Origin of the sequence: Burkholderia sp. Bp8998, from assembly GCF_003854235.1 — a bacterium.
Taxonomy (GTDB): Bacteria; Pseudomonadota; Gammaproteobacteria; order Burkholderiales; family Burkholderiaceae; genus Burkholderia.
Genome location: NZ_QTQF01000035.1, coordinates 22799 through 37506, shown reverse-complemented (window position 1 = coordinate 37506; position 14708 = coordinate 22799). Strand labels below are relative to the sequence as shown.

Genomic DNA, 14708 nt, shown 5'->3' with positions numbered 1-14708 from the left:
GCTACCGCATCACGGTGCCCGCGCTGTCGAGCACGAAGTCGACGCAGAACACGACGAGACGGCTCTGCGCGCGAATCGCGACGGCCGCCGTATAGCAGTCGCGGCCTTCGGTCAGCGAGAAGTGCGGGCCCATCAGCGCGACGCGCCCGGGCGCCGCGATCGCGCGCTGGAAGTACGGGCGCCGCGACCAGTTGCTGTGCGTCTCCGGGAACAGCGGCGCGAGCCGCGTGCCGCCCGCCTGACCGTCCTCGGGGCGTGCGCCGATCGACGGCAGGAACTGTTCGCCGATCTCGTCCGTGACGAACACGCGGCGTGCGGCCGGCACCGCGAATACGCGCTGCGCGGCGTCCTGCAGGTTGCCGCTCGCGGAAAACGCGGCCGCGCCGGTGAGCACGAGGCGCTCGATCGCGTCGAAGCCCGGTTGCTCGGCGATCGCCGGCGTATGCCGGTGGGCGATGAAGCGTTGCCACGCGGCGTCGAGCATCGCGGGTGCCGCGGCGCTCGCGTGCGCGATCGACGCATCGGGCTGGCCGAACTGGAAGCCCTGGACGAAATCGATATCGGCCTCCATCAGCGCCTGCAGCGCATCGTCGCTTTCGACGCCCTCGGCGAGCACCATCGCGCCGGCCTGATGGAGCATCGATACCAGGTGATGCATGATGCGGCGATCCTCGGCCGACGCGTTCGCGCGCTCGACGAGCGATCGATCGAGCTTGACGATATCGGGCCGTGCGCGCCACACGCGATCGAAATTCGAGAATCCGGTGCCGAAATCGTCGATCGCGATCAGGAAGTCGCGATGCTGGATCATGTCGATCGTGCGGGCAAGCGCGGCTTCGTCGCGCGCCGGCTGCTCGACGACTTCCAGCACGATGCGGTTCGGCGGCAGTGCGAAATGACGGCACAGCGCCTCGACGAATTCGCGCTGCACGAGGCCCGTGTCGAGCACGCGCGGTGTCACGTTCAGGAACAGCCAGCCGTCGCCGATGCCTTGCGCGACGAAGTTGGCCGTATGCAGGCAGCGGGCGAGCCGGTCGAGCAACAACGCGTCGGCAGCGGCGCGCGTCTTGTCGAACAGCGCGACCGGCGAAGCCAGCGTGCCGTTTTCGTCCACCACGCGCAGCAGCGCTTCATAGCCGACCACGCGCTTGTGCGTGATCGACAGCACGGGTTGAAACACGCTGCGCAGCGTCGTGTCGCGATACGTGGCGATCCAGCCGCTGGGCGTCGGTGTCAGGCGTTCGAGCAGGGAATCGAGCGAGAGGTCGCGGGAGGGCTTCATGTCAACGGTGCCCCGGGGCGATCGGGGGGCGGTATCGTGCGCGCCACGCAGAAGCCGTCGCACGCGCAGGTGGACGCGAAAGAACGTGGTGCATCGTGACCGCCTTCTGCGGATGAGTGTTACGAGTGTAACGGGAATGGCGCGGCACGCGTATCAGGGTAACTCCAGACGCAAACGCTACACCGACGTGTGGACGGGGCTGTCCGCCCGGCAGCGCGCGACACGCAAGGATTGCTGGTCCGCACGCGGCGACAGTGCCGCGTGTGCCGCGTGTGCCGCGTGCATTGCGTGCATTGCGTGCGAAGAATGGGGGAGAGCGGGAAAACAGGGGAGCCGGGCGGCTGCATCGGCATCGGGTGAAAAACGATAAGCGCCGTCGCGCACCGGTCGACGTGCGGCGCATGCGGATCGGCGGCTGGCGCGTCGCGGGGAACCCGGACGGGCGGGGTGCCGGCCCCGACGCCTTTCAGGCCGCTTCGCCGCCGCGCGGACGGAGCCCCGGAATCCGCTTGATCACGCCGGTCGCAAGCGCGGTGCCGACGAGCACGATCGCGCAACCCTCGATCATCACGACCGATACATGTTCGCCGAGGAACAGCGCGCCCCATAGCAGGCCGAATACCGGGATCACGAACGTCACAGTAATCGCACGGGCCGGGCCGACATGCGCGATCAGATAGAAGAAGATGAAATACGCGATGCCCGTGCACGCGATGCCGAGCGCGAGCACGGCGCCCCACGCATGCATGCTGACGGCTGCAGCGGGCCACGTCGCGATCGCGAACGGCAGCAGCAGCACGGTCGAGCCGATCATGCTGCCGGTCGCGTTGACGAGCGGATCGACGCCGCTGAGCTTGCGCTTCGTATAGTTGGCCGCGATGCCGTACAGCAGCGTCGCGCCGAGTGCAGCGGCGGCGGCCAGCGCGGTCGCGCTGGCGCCAGTGCTGCCGTGTGCGTGGGCGATCTGATCCCACACGAGCGTGAGCACGCCGGCAAAGCCGATCACGAGGCCGAGTGCGCGCGGTAGCGACAGCTTGTCCTTCAGCCACAGGTACGCGACGAGCGCGCCCCACAGCGGCGTCGTCGCGTTGATCACCGACGTCACGCCGGCCGACAGCGTCAGTTCGGCATAGGCGAACAGGCAGAACGGTGCGCCCGAGTTCAGCACGCCGACGACGAACAATGGCCACGCGTGCCGGCGCAGCCGCGCGCCGAGGTCGGCTGGCTTGATGCGCGTGAGCGCGAGGCCCGTCAGGAACAGCGCGCCGATACCTACCCGCAGCGCCATCAGCGGCGCGACGCCGAAATCGGCGACGCCGACCCGGATGAACAGGAACGACGCGCCCCACAGGGCGGCGAGGATGGTCAGCAGCAAGGCGTTCTTGGGCGACATCGAGCGTGGCGGGCGAGGGGACGGGATGCGAAGGATCTTACACCGCGTGACCGCGCCGTCGTTTCACGATCGGATGAAACGACAAGAAACGGGAAATCCGTTCACCGCCGACGCGCGAACCGGCCGGGCGGCCGGCGCGGCCGTTCAATGATGGCGCCAGCCGCCGCGTCCGCCGAAGCCGAAGTTCAGCGACACCGCGGGACCCCAGTAACCGCCCCAGGCCGGAGCATAGGCAGGGGCCGGATAGTAGTACGCGGGGCCGGGGTCGACGTACACGGGCGCGGGCTGCACCGGCGCCGCCGCGTAATAGCCGGACGGGTAGTAGCCGTAAGGGTAGTAACAGCCGGCGAGTGTCGCGCACGCGAGCGTTGCGGCGACGAGGGTCCTGTTCATGATGTTTCTCCGGCGGCGCCGGCAATCGGCAGATGCTTAAGCTTAGGCCGCGCGGTGATGACAAGGTGCGCAAAACGGTAACGGATCATTTCCGCATACGGATTCGGCATGCCGGGCGAACGCCGCCGCCGGATGCGAAAACGGCGCTTCCGCATCGCGGAAGCGCCGTCTGGTCGAAACGTGCCGCGCGTCGCGCGGCAGGCGGGCGCCGGGCCGGCTTACTTGCCGACCTGGTTGCCGATGATGCCGCCGGCTGCCGCGCCGCCCAGCGTCGACAGCGCGTTGCCGCCGATCGCCGCGCCGGCGACGCCGCCGACACCCGCACCGATTGCCGTATCGCGCTGGCGTCGTGTCATCGAATCGCAGGCCGACAGGCTGGCCACCGTCGTGACGAGCAGCGCGCATACCCCAAAACGCCGAATCGAAGCATTCATGATCGTTGTCCTTGTGGGAGTGAACAGAGGTCGCGTGACCGCATGGCGGCCGTGCATGAACTCAATCTACCTGCCGTCCCGTGGGGCTGCTGTAAGGACTTGTTAAGGCGCGGACGGTTTCGTAATCAATTGTTTCCCTTGTGCCGGCAGGCACAATGCATGCGCGAGCGCGCAAAAAAGCCCGCTCGAAAGCGGGCTGCGTGCAGTGCGCGACGATGCGGTCCGTGCGGACCGCCGAGTTCGCGTGCGGGCTTACTGACGGTGATAGATCTCGGCGCCGGTCTTCACGAACTCGACCGCCTTGACTTCCATCCCCTTTTTCAGCGCTTCGCTTTCCGACACGCCCTGCTGCGCCGCGAACTCGCGCACGTCCTGCGTGATCTTCATCGAGCAGAAGTGCGGGCCGCACATCGAGCAGAAGTGCGCGACCTTCGCGGAATCCTTCGGCAGCGTCTCGTCGTGGAATTCGCGCGCCTTGTCCGGATCGAGACCGATGTTGAACTGGTCTTCCCAGCGGAACTCGAAACGCGCCTTCGACAGCGCGTTGTCGCGCACCTGCGCGCCGGGGTGACCCTTGGCGAGGTCGGCCGCGTGCGCGGCGAGCTTGTACGTGATGATCCCTTCCTTCACGTCGTCCTTGTTCGGCAGGCCGAGGTGCTCCTTCGGCGTCACGTAGCACAGCATCGCGGTGCCGAACCAGCCGATCATCGCGGCGCCGATGCCCGACGTGATGTGGTCGTAGCCCGGTGCGATGTCGGTGGTCAGCGGCCCGAGCGTGTAGAACGGCGCTTCCTTGCACCAGTCGAGCTGGAGATCCATGTTCTCCTTGATCAACTGCATCGGCACGTGGCCGGGGCCTTCGATCATCACCTGCACGTCGTGTTTCCACGCGATCTGCGTGAGTTCGCCGAGCGTCTTCAGTTCGCCGAGCTGCGCTTCGTCGTTCGCGTCGTAGATCGAGCCGGGACGCAGGCCGTCGCCGAGCGAGAAGCTCACGTCGTACGCCTTCATGATCTCGCAGATCTCTTCGAAGTGTTCGTACAGGAAGCTTTCCTTGTGATGCGCGAGGCACCACTTCGCCATGATCGAGCCGCCGCGCGACACGATGCCCGTCATCCGGTTCGCGGTGAGCGGCACATACTGCAGGCGCACGCCCGCGTGGATCGTGAAGTAGTCGACGCCTTGCTCGGCCTGTTCGATCAGCGTGTCGCGGAAGATTTCCCAGGTCAGGTCCTCGGCCTTGCCGTTGACCTTTTCGAGTGCCTGGTAGATCGGCACCGTGCCGATCGGCACCGGGCTGTTGCGGATGATCCACTCGCGCGTTTCATGGATGTGCTTGCCGGTCGACAGGTCCATCACCGTGTCGCCGCCCCAGCGGATCGCCCACGTCATCTTGTCGACTTCCTCGCCGATCGACGACGTGACGGCCGAGTTGCCGATGTTCGCGTTGATCTTCACGAGGAAGTTGCGGCCGATGATCATCGGCTCGGATTCCGGATGGTTGATGTTCGCGGGGATGATCGCGCGGCCGCGCGCGATTTCGTCGCGCACGAACTCGGGGGTGATCTCGGCGAGCGCGTTCGCGCCGAAGGCCGCGGCGCCGAACGCCTGGCCCGGGTGCTGGCGGCCCATCATCGCGGCGAGCTTCGCGCCGTTCGGGCCGCTCGACTTCAGGCTCTCGATGTACTCGGCGCGGCGCTGGTTCTCGCGGATCGCGATGTATTCCATTTCCGGCGTGATGATGCCCTGACGCGCGTAGTGCATCTGCGTGACGTTCTTGCCGGGCTGCGCGCGGCGCGGGTTGCGGTGCAGGCCCGGGAAGCGCAGGTCGGCGGTGGCCGGGTCGGCCGCGCGCTCGAGGCCGTACTGGCTCGACAGGCCGTCGAGCACTTCGGTGTCGCCGCGCGCTTCGATCCAGCGCTGGCGCAGCGCGGGCAGGCCCGCGCGGATGTCGATCTTCGCGTCCGGATCGGTGTAGGGGCCCGACGTGTCGTACACGTAGATCGGCGGATTCTTTTCGCCGCCGAAGCCGGTCGGGGTGTCGGCCTGCGTGATTTCACGCATCGGCACGCGAATGTCGGGCTGCGAGCCGGTTACATAAACCTTTCGCGAATTGGGCAGCGGCGCGACGGCAGCGGCGTCGACGTGGGCGTCGGCAGACAGAAACTTCGGATTGGCGTTCATGCAATCTCCTGTGTGAGCGCCGGACAGGCGCTTCGGCGCTTGCCCGGAGCCCTTGACGAATGTGGGGCTCGCGCTAAGCAGGAGACGAGGCTTGGTGAGGCGGCGGATTTCGTCAGAAGGATGGCGGCGAAATCCGTACGCTTCCCTGCGCTGGCATTATCCAGATCAGGTTCAAAGGGTATTTCTCACCCGCAATGCCGGTTGTTTGACCGAACGCATTGCAGGACCCCCGCGTTAGCAGCGCACACGATACACTGGCTTGGCGGCGGTTTCAACCGGGGGAGGATCGGCTGTTCCGGTGCGGCCGCAGCATGACGGGCGGCGCGATGGCCCGTCGAAATGGCAGCGTGCGTTGCCGCCGCGTGGTCCGAAGGATCGACCGGCCGCGGCGAAGCGGTGCAACATGGCGTGCTTTCACACGTCAAAAAAATTCCGCAGCGGCTGTCATTTCTCGCGACGTCGTCCGTCTATTCGGCTCCTTAAACCCATGTTTGGAGAGATGTCATGAAAAAAGTACTGATCGCCGCCTGCGTTGCAGCTTTCGCCACGGTCGCCACGGGCGCGTTTGCGCAGAACGATGCGATGTCGAAGGACAACTCGTCGATGTCGAAGGACGCGATGGGCCACGACGCGATGGCGAAGGATGCGATGGGCCACGACGCGATGGCGAAGGATGGCGCGATGAAGAAGGGCGCCATGAAGAAGCATGCGATGAAGAAGGACGCGATGGGCCACGACGCGATGGGCAAGTCGTCGTCGGGCGACAAGATGGCGCCGTCGAACTGACGGAAGCCGGGCAGGGCGCGCGGCCGGCGCGTGTGCTGCACGACGGCCGCCCGCCCGCGTCTCGTTTCGTCTCGTCTCGTCGACGCGTTCCGGGAGTCTTCATCATGCAAACCATTCCCGCCTCCGGGCGCGCGGCCACGCCGCCCGCGCGCCCGATCCATCCGCTGTGGGTGAGGGTGAGCCACTGGCTCAACGCGCTCGCGGCCATCCTGATGGTGCTGTCCGGCTGGCGCATCTACGATGCGTCGCCGATCTATCCGCCATTCGTGTTTCCGCATGGCATCACGCTCGGCGGCTGGCTCGGCGGTGCGCTGCAATGGCATTTCGCGGCGATGTGGCTGCTCGTCGCCAACGGGCTGTTCTACCTGACGATGTCGATCGCGACCGGACGCCTCGCGCGCAAGATGCTGCCCGTCACGCCGGCGTCCGTGTGGCGCGACGTGCGCGCCGCGCTGCGCGGCCGGCTCGCGCACGACGACTTGAGCGTCTATAACGCGGTGCAGCGTGCCGCGTACCTGGTCGCGATCGTCGATCTGATCGTGCTGGTGCTGTCCGGGCTGACGATCTGGAAGTCGGTGCAGTTCCCGCTGCTGCGCGAACTGTTCGGCGGTTACGACAACGCGCGCGTCGTGCATTTCTGGGCGATGTCGCTGCTCGTCGCGTTCTTCGTCGTGCACGTCGCGATGGCGCTGCTGGTGCCGCGCTCGCTGCTCGCGATGCTGCGCGGGCGCTGACCCGTCAACTTCGGGTGAAGGAAATCATCATGTCGGAATCCGAAACCAGGCGCGATGGTTCGCGCTGGACCCTCGACCGCAAGTCGCTCGAGCTCGATGTGCGCCGCGAGCTGGAGATGCCGTCGCGGCGGCTGTTCAATCGGCGCATCCTGACGCTCGGCGGGCTGACGATGCTGACCGGCTGCACGCTGCACGACGACGCGTCGGTCAATACGTTCCTCGAGAAGGTGTCGCGCATGAACGATCGTGTGCAGGCCTGGCTGTTCAGCGGCGAGCGGCTCGCGCCGACCTATACCGAAGCGGACATCACGCGGCCGTTCCCGTTCAATGCGTATTACGGCATCGACGACGTGCCGCACGTCGATGCGTCGACCTACCGGCTCGTGCTGTCGGGCCGCGTGACGGGCAAGCGCGAGTGGACGCTCGACGAGCTGTATGCGCTGCCGCACGCGGAGCAGATCACACGGCACATCTGCGTGGAAGGGTGGAGCGCGATCGGCCGCTGGGGCGGCACGCCGTTCGGCGCGTTCCTGGCACGCGCCGGTGCCGATACGCACGCGAAATACGTCGGTTTCAAATGCGCGGACGACTACTACGAAAGCATCGACATGCCGACCGCGCTGCATCCGCAGACGCTGCTCGCATTCGATTACGACGGCCATCGCCTGCCGCCCGAATTCGGCTTTCCGATGAAGCTGCGGATGCCGACCAAGCTCGGTTACAAGAATCCGAAGCACATCATGGAAATCTTCGTGACCGATACTTTCCCGGGCGGTTACTGGGTCGATCAGGGGTACAACTGGTTCGGCGGATCGTGAACGGCGGGGCGCGCACGCAGGCGCGCGTTGCCGAGCATCGGCGTGCGGCGCGTATCCGGCCCCGGATTCCGTTCGTCCGGATGCCGAAAATGTCGCGCCGAAACGTCAGTCGATATCCTTTCAGACAGGTCTGACGATGCTTTCGAATCCTTGATGCCATAATGCCGAGCGTGCGTGGACGAAGCCGTTCGCGCACGTTTTTCCCGACCCTCTGCCGCCGCTTGCCGGTTCTTATTCGTCGCCGTTCGCACTGCCATGTCGTTCCGCACGTCCGTCTCCGCCTTCCCGGTCCCGTCAGGGCCGTTTGCCGGCCTCTCCGGCGTCTTTCAGCGGAGCACGCGGCACGTCGTGCGGGCAGGCTGAACGATGACCCCGCTCGATCGCCTCCTCGATTTCTTCGCCCGCCTGCCGATCCGCGTCCGCCTGCCGCAAAGCCGCGGTGGCCGCGTCGCGCTGGCCCTGGTATTCATCTATTTCGTCTGGGGTTCGACCTACAGCGGCCTGCATTTCGCGCTGCAGTCATTCCCGCCGCTGCTGCTGTCGGGGCTGCGCAACCTGCTCGGCGGGATGGGCCTGTTCATCTTCGCGCTACGGCGCAAGCCCGAATGGCCGACGTTGCTGGAAATCCGCAACTCGGCGATCGTCGGCACGATGCTGGTCGCGCTGTCGTCCGGCACGATCGCGCTCGGGATGCGCACGGTCAGCAGCGGCTCGGCCGCGGTGATGGTCGCCACGGTGCCGCTGTTCGCGACCGTGATCGCGGCGGTCGCCGGGCGTCCGGTCGCGAAGGGAGAGTGGGCGGCCGTCGCGCTCGGGATGGTCGGCATCGTCGTGCTGAATTCGGGCGGCGCGGCCGCCGCGAACTCGGCGCTCGGCACGGTCTGCGTGCTGGCCGGCGCGCTGTTCTGGGCGGGCGGCGCGCATCTCGCGACGCGGCTCAAGCTGCCGTCCGACCTGTTCCTGTCGACGTCGCTGCAGATCGGCCTGGGCGGGTTGATGTCCACGATCGCCGCGTGGCTGATGGGCGAGCGCATCGAGCAGGTCGCGGTCGTGCCGGTGTTCGCGTTCGTGTACCTGATGGTGTTCTGCACGATGGCCGCGTACGTCGCGTACGGCTACCTGATTCGCCATACGAGCCCGATCATCGCGAGCAGCTGCATGTACGTGAACCCGATCGTCGCGGTCGCGCTCGGTGCGCTGATGCTCGGCGAGCCCGTGACGACGGCGACCGTGATCGCGACGGTCGCGATCCTCGGCAGCGTCGGGCTGTCGTTCCTGTTCGATCCGGCGCGCCGGCCCGCGGCGCGCGCGGCAGCCGACGCTTCGCCGGTCGTGGCGGCCGCGGCAACCGTGGCCGGCGAAGCGGCGGCGGGCGCGGCGTCCGCACCGGATCAGGCCGCGATGCCGGAGCCGGCGCCGATCCTCGCGCCGTCCGCGGTACCGCTTGCGGTGCCGGCACCGGCGGCCGTCGTGGACCCGGCCGCGGTCATGGATCCCGCGCAGGCATTCGCGCCGCCGCCTGCCGCCGAACCGGCCGCATCGCGCGCCGACGCATGACGCCGGCGCGCGCGGCGGCTTTCAGCCGCGCTGCGCGCCGCGATGATGGAACCAGCCGGCGAGCGCGGTAAACAACAGCCCGGCCGCGCACATGCCGGTCCAGCCGAACGCGCGCCACGCGGCGACACCGGCCGACGAGCCGAGCGCGCCGCCGATGAAGTAGCACACCATGTACACGGTGTTCACGCGGCTGCGCGCCTCGGGTTTCAGCGCGTAGATGCGTGACTGGTTCGAGATCTGCGCGGCCTGCACGCCGACATCCAGCACGATCACGCCGATCACGAGCCCGACGAGGCTCGTCCCCGACAGCGCGAAAATCACGAACGACGCCGCGAGCAGGGCGATCGCGAGCGAGATGATCGCGCGCGGGCCGCGCTGGTCCGCGAAACGACCCGCGTACGGCGCGGCGAGCGCACCGGCCGCGCCGACGATCCCGAACAGACCCGCGGCCTGCGGGCCGAGATGGAACGGCGCGCCGGCGAGCAGCAGCGTGAGCACCGGCCAGAACGCACTGAACGCGGCGAACAGCGCGGCGCCCGTCAGCGACGCCTCGCGCAGCCCGCGCAGCTCGACCGCCAGGTGCCACATCGAGCCGAGCAGCTTGCCGTACGACAGCGTCGACGTCGGCGAACTGCGCGGCAGCCGCAGTACGATCACCGCGGCCAGCGCGACGAGCGCCGCGACCGACGCGCCGAACACCGCCCGCCACCCGAAATATTCGGCGACGAAGCCGGCTGCCGTGCGCGCCAGCAGGATGCCGAGCAGCAGGCCGCTCATCACGGTGCCGACCGCATGCCCGCGCTCGGCCGGCGGCGCGATTTCCGCCGCGAACGGCACGGCCTGCTGCGCGATCGTCGCGAGCACGCCGATCGCGAGGCTCGCCGCGGCGAGCACCACCAGCGACGGCGCGGCCGCGGCGACGATCAGCGCGATCGACAGGCCCGCGATCTGCATCAGGATCAGCCCGCGGCGATCGAAACGGTCGCCGAGCGGCGCGAGCAGGAACATGCCGGCCGCATAGCCGAGCTGCGTCGCGGTCGGCACCGCGCCGATCCACGACGCGCCGTCGGGAAAGGCCGAGCGGAAGCTGTCGAGCAGCGGCTGGTTGTAATAGATGTTCGCGACCGACACGCCCGCGATCGTCGCGAGCAGCAACAGCAGGCTGCGCGAGTAGTGGGGCGACGCGGCGTCGGTCGGACGGTCGGTGGAGGCGGCGGACATGGCGGCAACGGAACGAGTTGGGCGGCATGGCGTGCGGCGCGGCATCGGTTGCGCAGGCGGCCGGGCGCCGGTCGAGGCTGCCGATCATACCGGAGCACCGTGAATCCTGCCGGCCAGGCCGTCAGGCGACCAGGCGACCAGGCGACCAGGCGGCGCGACCGGTGCGTGGCGGGTCGCGACCGTCCGCGGCCGCCCGTCATCGCGTCCGATACGAGCCCGATACGAGCCCGATACGAGCCCGATACGAGCCCGATGCGCGCCGTCAGTCGACCAGCTCCCCGCTCGGTTCATAGAACGGATAAGGCCCGTCGCCTTCGTCCACGTACACGTGATGGGACGTCATCCCCGTTTCCGGCGCATGGACGTGCACCGCGAACGCGGGCGGTTCGAGCCGGAACGCGGACGGCGCGTCCGTGCGCAGGTCGAACGCAACCTGGTGCGCGGGCGCCGGCACGGCCGACGCGAGCGTGCCGCCGAAGCGCGTGAACATCGTCCGGTGCACGTGGCCGCACAGCACGCGTTCCACGTTCGGATAGCCGCGCAGCAGCGCATCGAGCTTCGCGGCGGCGGCGGGTGCGAGGCGCAGCGCGTCCATGTGCCCGATCCCGGATGCGAATGGCGGATGATGCAGCGCGACGATCACCGGCTGCTCGCGCGCGGCGTCGAGCTGCGCGGCGAGCCACGCCAGCCGCGCATCGCACAGGTCGCCGTGGCTCGTGCCGGGCACCTGCGAATCGAGCGCGAGCACGCGCACGGCGCCGACGTCGAGCGCGTACTGCACGAACTCGCCGTCCTGCAATTCGGGGCGGTCGGCGAACGCGCGGCGCAGCCCCGCCCGATCGTCGTGATTGCCGACCATCAGGTAGTACGGAATCTCGAGCGGCGCGAGCAGGTCGCGCAGGTGGCGGTATTCGTCGTCGTGGCCGAAGTCCGTCAGGTCGCCCGTGACGAGCACCGCGTCGGGGCGCGGCTCCAGCGCGTTCAGCTTCGCGACGCAGCGCGCGAGCGCGGCGGCGGTGTCGACGCGCCGGTACGCGAGCTGGCCCGGACGCTTGATGTGGAGATCGCTGATTTGTGCAAGCAGCATCGTCGTTCCTCGGAATATCTGATTATTGTGGGGCGGTGTTACGCGGCGAGTGCGATCAGGCCTTCCGCCGCGATCGTGAGGCCGACCGCCGTGCCGCGCGCAAGCTCGATGCGCCCCGGCACGTCGATCACGAGCGCGTCGGGCGCCGCGTGCTCGATCGTGAGCCGCGTGCGCTCGCCGAGGAACGCGCACGCGCCGATCGCGCCGCGCAGCGGCGCATGCGCCGGATCGGCGAGCTGCGCGTCCTCCGGGCGGAAGAACCACTCGTCGGCGGCGTGCGGCGTGGCGATCGAGCCACCGGTCGTCACGAGCGCGCCGTCACGCCATTGTCCCGCAAGCCGGTTCAGCGTGCCGATGAACTGCGCGACCGTGCGGTTCGCCGGCCGGTAGTAGATGTCGCGCGGCGTGCCGATCTGCTCGATGCGGCCCGCGCCCATCACGACGATCCGGTCGCCGAGTTCCATCGCCTCGGCCTGGTCGTGCGTGACGTACACGGTCGTCACGCCGAGCTCGCGCAACAGCGCGTTCATCTCGCGGCGCAGCACGTCGCGCAGCTTCGCGTCGAGCGCGGTCAGCGGCTCGTCGAGCAGCAGCACGCGCGGGCGCACCGCGAGCGCGCGCGCCAGCGCGACACGCTGGCGCTGGCCGCCCGACAGCTGATCGACCGGTTTGTCCGCATGCGCGTCGAGCCGCATCATCGCGAGCAATTCGTCGATGCGTTCGCGCAGCGCGCGCGGCTCGGTCTTGCGGATCTTCAGCCCGTAGCCGACGTTGCCGCGCACCGTCAGGTTCGGGAACAGCGCGTAGTTCTGGAACACCATGCCGACCTGGCGGCGTTCGATCGGCAGCAGGGTCACGTCGTCGCCGCCGAACAGGATCGTGCCGCCGGCGTCCGGCGTGTCGAGGCCCGCGATCAGGCGCAGCGTCGTCGTCTTGCCGCAGCCCGACGGGCCGAGCAGCACGAGCGTCTCGCCCGCGCCGATCGACAGGTCGAGCGGTTCGAGCACGCGTGTGCCGCGGAACGTCTTCGCGCAGCGGGTCAGGGTGATGGGAGTGGAATCGAGTTTCATGGCAGCGGTAGGTTCAGCGTGGCCGGCGCTTCAGTGCGCGCGTGCCGGACGGATCGACGCCGAGCCACTGCATCGCGACGAGGAGCGGCAGCGTCATCAGCAGGAACACGATCGTGTACGCGCTGCCGACTTCGAGACGCAGCGACGCATAGGTATCGGCGAGCCCGACGGGCAGTGTTTTCGTATCGGGCGTATGCAGCATCCACGTCAGGTTGAATTCGCCGATCGACAGCGTGAGCACCGCGAGCGCGCCCGCGACGATGCCGGGGCGCAGGTTCGGCAGCACGATCGTGACGAAGCGCGTGACGAACGACGCGCCGAGGCTCGCCGCGCCTTCCTCGAGCGTGCGCAGGTCGGCCCCGGCGGCGACGGCCGCGACCGCGCGCACCATGAACGGCAGCGTGAACACCACGTGGCCGACGACGATGAACCACAGGCTCATCCGGAACGCGGTGAAGCCGCCGTACACGACCAGCAGCGCGAGCGCCGACGCGAGGCCCGGCAGCGCGACCGGCAGCACGAGCGCTTCCTCGATCACGCGGGCGATGCGGCTCTTGCTGCGCGCGAGCGCATAGCCGGCCGGCACGCCGACGACGAGCACGATCGCGAGCGTCGCGAACGCGACGCCGAGCGACAGCGCGACCGAGCCCTGGTACTGCTGCCACACCTGTTCGAGCCAGCGCAGCGTGAGGCCGCTCGACAGTCCGCGGAAATAGTTGACGGTGAGGCCCGCGAGCACCGACATCACGACGGGCACGATCAGGAACGCGCACAGCAGCAGCGTGACGCCCCATTGCAGCGTGGCGATCGCGCGCGCGCCCGACACGCGCGGCGCGCGTCGTGCGGCGCCGTTCACCTGCGACGGAGCGGGCGCCGGCGACGGCGCGGACGAACCGGAAAGCGATTGCATGAAGGAATCCTCAGGCCGCGGCGGCGGCGGTGTGGCCGGTGAACCGGCGCGCGAGCGCGAGCACGGCCCACGTGACGATGCCGAGCACGATCGACAGGCCGGCCGCCGTCGCGATGTTCGCGTTCAGCGTGAACTCGGTGTAGATCGTCATCGGCAGCACGTTCAGGTCGGTGGCGAGCGTGAATGCGGTGCCGAACGCGCCCATCGCGGTCGCGAAGCAGATCGCGCCGGCCGCGATCAGGCCCGGCGCGAGCGCCGGCAGCACGATGTCGATGAAGATGCGCCACGGCGACGCGCCGAGCGAGCGTGCGGCTTCCTCGAGCGACGCGTCGAGCTTCGACGCGGCCGCGATCACGGTGACGATCACGCGCGGAATCGAGAAGTACAGGTAGCCGACGAACAGCCCGGCAACCGAATACGCGAACACCCACTTGTCGCCGGTCAGCTTCGCGGACAGCATCCCGATCAGCCCCTGCCGGCCGGCGAGCATGATCACCATGAACCCGACCACCACGCCCGGGAACGCGAGCGGAAAGGTGAGCAGCGCGAGCAGCACGCGCTTGCCCGCGAACTCGCGGCGCGCGAGCAGCAGGCCCGAGATCGTCGACAGCGCGAGCGTCGCGAGCGTGACGCCGGCCGACAACGCGACCGTCTCGCCGAGGCTCTTCATGTAGCGTGCGTTGCCGAGCAGCGCCGCGTACTGCGTGAAGAACGCGCCGTCGGCGGACACCTGCACGAGTGCCGCCATCGGCAGCAGCCAGAACGCGGCGAACATCGCGAGCGCCGGCGCGACGAGCGCGACGCGCCAACGCAGCGGGAAAGTCAGGTCGAGCATGGCG

Annotated in this window: 14 protein-coding genes and 1 riboswitch; of the genes, 4 read left to right on the top strand and 10 right to left on the bottom strand. The window is 68.5% G+C overall.

Annotated features, from left to right (window positions below; translation table 11 throughout):
* Position 1 precedes the first annotated feature (1 nt).
* From DIE06_RS28530 to thiC, 5 genes are all read right to left on the bottom strand, one after another.
* Positions 2 to 1282, bottom strand: coding sequence for an EAL domain-containing protein (locus DIE06_RS28530; RefSeq protein ID WP_124664270.1), 1281 nt, complete (start codon positions 1280 to 1282; stop codon positions 2 to 4).
* Positions 1283 to 1748: 466 nt separating this feature from the next.
* On the bottom strand, positions 1749 to 2675 hold the full coding sequence (locus DIE06_RS28520) for a DMT family transporter (protein WP_124664269.1): 927 nt from the start codon (positions 2673 to 2675) through the stop codon (positions 1749 to 1751).
* A 144-nt stretch (positions 2676 to 2819) separates the two neighbouring features.
* Entirely contained in the window at positions 2820 to 3068 is a 249-nt protein-coding gene (locus DIE06_RS28515; protein WP_124664268.1) for a hypothetical protein, read from the bottom strand.
* A gap of 218 nt (positions 3069 to 3286) precedes the next feature.
* Positions 3287 to 3502: a glycine zipper 2TM domain-containing protein gene (locus DIE06_RS28510; protein WP_044848011.1), complete on the bottom strand. Its 216-nt coding sequence runs from the start codon at positions 3500 to 3502 to the stop codon at positions 3287 to 3289.
* A 252-nt stretch (positions 3503 to 3754) separates the two neighbouring features.
* Positions 3755 to 5686: a phosphomethylpyrimidine synthase ThiC gene (gene thiC, locus DIE06_RS28505; protein ID WP_124664267.1), complete on the bottom strand. Its 1932-nt coding sequence runs from the start codon at positions 5684 to 5686 to the stop codon at positions 3755 to 3757.
* A 124-nt stretch (positions 5687 to 5810) separates the two neighbouring features.
* Positions 5811 to 5927: riboswitch (TPP riboswitch) on the bottom strand.
* A gap of 263 nt (positions 5928 to 6190) precedes the next feature.
* On the opposite strand from thiC, the gene DIE06_RS28500 reads away from it, so the two are divergent.
* The 4 genes from DIE06_RS28500 to DIE06_RS28480 all read left to right on the top strand — a co-directional run bounded on the left by DIE06_RS28500 (position 6191) and on the right by DIE06_RS28480 (position 9581).
* Complete coding sequence (locus DIE06_RS28500) at positions 6191 to 6472, top strand: pentapeptide MXKDX repeat protein (RefSeq protein ID WP_124664266.1); 282 nt, start codon at positions 6191 to 6193, stop codon at positions 6470 to 6472.
* Between the two features lie 104 nt (positions 6473 to 6576).
* Positions 6577 to 7206 carry a cytochrome b/b6 domain-containing protein gene (locus DIE06_RS28495; RefSeq protein ID WP_124664265.1) on the top strand — a complete coding sequence of 210 codons (630 nt, stop codon included), beginning with the start codon at positions 6577 to 6579 and terminating at the stop codon, positions 7204 to 7206.
* A gap of 29 nt (positions 7207 to 7235) precedes the next feature.
* On the top strand, positions 7236 to 8024 hold the full coding sequence (locus DIE06_RS28490; RefSeq protein ID WP_124664264.1) for a molybdopterin-dependent oxidoreductase: 789 nt from the start codon (positions 7236 to 7238) through the stop codon (positions 8022 to 8024).
* 366 nt (positions 8025 to 8390) lie between these two features.
* Positions 8391 to 9581 (top strand): EamA family transporter, encoded by a 1191-nt coding sequence (locus tag DIE06_RS28480; RefSeq protein WP_124664263.1) that lies wholly within the window; start codon positions 8391 to 8393, stop codon positions 9579 to 9581.
* A 21-nt stretch (positions 9582 to 9602) separates the two neighbouring features.
* Here the strand turns inward: DIE06_RS28480 and DIE06_RS28475 are convergent, their stop codons facing one another.
* The 5 genes from DIE06_RS28475 to DIE06_RS28455 form a co-directional block, all read right to left on the bottom strand.
* On the bottom strand, positions 9603 to 10802 hold the full coding sequence (locus tag DIE06_RS28475) for an MFS transporter (protein ID WP_124664262.1): 1200 nt from the start codon (positions 10800 to 10802) through the stop codon (positions 9603 to 9605).
* Between the two features lie 262 nt (positions 10803 to 11064).
* Entirely contained in the window at positions 11065 to 11889 is an 825-nt protein-coding gene (locus DIE06_RS28470) for a phosphodiesterase (protein ID WP_124664261.1), read from the bottom strand.
* A 38-nt stretch (positions 11890 to 11927) separates the two neighbouring features.
* On the bottom strand, positions 11928 to 12959 hold the full coding sequence (locus tag DIE06_RS28465) for an ABC transporter ATP-binding protein (protein ID WP_124664260.1): 1032 nt from the start codon (positions 12957 to 12959) through the stop codon (positions 11928 to 11930).
* A gap of 13 nt (positions 12960 to 12972) precedes the next feature.
* Complete coding sequence (locus DIE06_RS28460; RefSeq protein WP_124664259.1) at positions 12973 to 13869, bottom strand: ABC transporter permease; 897 nt, start codon at positions 13867 to 13869, stop codon at positions 12973 to 12975.
* 10 nt (positions 13870 to 13879) lie between these two features.
* Positions 13880 to 14704 (bottom strand): ABC transporter permease, encoded by an 825-nt coding sequence (locus DIE06_RS28455; protein WP_124615536.1) that lies wholly within the window; start codon positions 14702 to 14704, stop codon positions 13880 to 13882.
* Between the last annotated feature and the right edge of the window lie 4 nt (positions 14705 to 14708).

What these genes read in the sequence shown, in the direction of transcription:
- DIE06_RS28460 (WP_124664259.1), bottom strand. Translation starts at nt 13,869, where the DNA reads ATGCAATCGCTTTCCGGTTCGTCCGCGCCGTCGCCGGCGCCCGCTCCG.
- DIE06_RS28480 (WP_124664263.1), top strand. Translation starts at nt 8,391, where the DNA reads ATGACCCCGCTCGATCGCCTCCTCGATTTCTTCGCCCGCCTGCCGATC.
- DIE06_RS28470 (WP_124664261.1), bottom strand. Translation starts at nt 11,889, where the DNA reads ATGCTGCTTGCACAAATCAGCGATCTCCACATCAAGCGTCCGGGCCAG.
- thiC (WP_124664267.1), bottom strand. Translation starts at nt 5,686, where the DNA reads ATGAACGCCAATCCGAAGTTTCTGTCTGCCGACGCCCACGTCGACGCC.
- DIE06_RS28490 (WP_124664264.1), top strand. Translation starts at nt 7,236, where the DNA reads ATGTCGGAATCCGAAACCAGGCGCGATGGTTCGCGCTGGACCCTCGAC.
- DIE06_RS28495 (WP_124664265.1), top strand. Translation starts at nt 6,577, where the DNA reads ATGCAAACCATTCCCGCCTCCGGGCGCGCGGCCACGCCGCCCGCGCGC.
- DIE06_RS28465 (WP_124664260.1), bottom strand. Translation starts at nt 12,959, where the DNA reads ATGAAACTCGATTCCACTCCCATCACCCTGACCCGCTGCGCGAAGACG.
- DIE06_RS28530 (WP_124664270.1), bottom strand. Translation starts at nt 1,282, where the DNA reads ATGAAGCCCTCCCGCGACCTCTCGCTCGATTCCCTGCTCGAACGCCTG.
- DIE06_RS28515 (WP_124664268.1), bottom strand. Translation starts at nt 3,068, where the DNA reads ATGAACAGGACCCTCGTCGCCGCAACGCTCGCGTGCGCGACACTCGCC.
- DIE06_RS28520 (WP_124664269.1), bottom strand. Translation starts at nt 2,675, where the DNA reads ATGTCGCCCAAGAACGCCTTGCTGCTGACCATCCTCGCCGCCCTGTGG.
- DIE06_RS28455 (WP_124615536.1), bottom strand. Translation starts at nt 14,704, where the DNA reads ATGCTCGACCTGACTTTCCCGCTGCGTTGGCGCGTCGCGCTCGTCGCG.
- DIE06_RS28510 (WP_044848011.1), bottom strand. Translation starts at nt 3,502, where the DNA reads ATGAATGCTTCGATTCGGCGTTTTGGGGTATGCGCGCTGCTCGTCACG.
- DIE06_RS28475 (WP_124664262.1), bottom strand. Translation starts at nt 10,802, where the DNA reads ATGTCCGCCGCCTCCACCGACCGTCCGACCGACGCCGCGTCGCCCCAC.
- DIE06_RS28500 (WP_124664266.1), top strand. Translation starts at nt 6,191, where the DNA reads ATGAAAAAAGTACTGATCGCCGCCTGCGTTGCAGCTTTCGCCACGGTC.